Raw genomic sequence first — 327 nt, forward strand, 5'->3', positions numbered from 1 at the left:
GACGCTCTTCCGATCTAAAATAACAATCTTTTTTTAAAATCAATCAATCTTTTCGTTTCGCTTTGGATATTTTGATCAATTTCATATAATCTTTTCCAAATTCAATCCAGTTCGGTTTACCGGAAAAGTAGTTCCGGAACAATGATAAAAAGCTTGGGTATTTCCCCTCATATGGATACCATTGAATTTCTGTATCCTTTCGACCATTGTCTACCATGATCGCCTTTTCATGGCAAAATATCTTCAGTCCCTGTTCGCCATGATAACGGCCAACGCCACTTTGTTTCGCACCGCCAAATGGTAAATAATGATTGGCAACCGTAATGA

General features: G+C 37.6%; 1 pseudogene. It reads right to left on the bottom strand.

Annotated features, from left to right (window positions below):
• Window positions 1-43: 43 nt before the first annotated feature.
• A pseudogene (locus CVN76_RS31370) lies at window positions 44-327 on the bottom strand (aldehyde dehydrogenase family protein); the annotation flags it as partial.

It is taken from the genome of Bacillus sp. mrc49 (assembly GCF_002803435.1).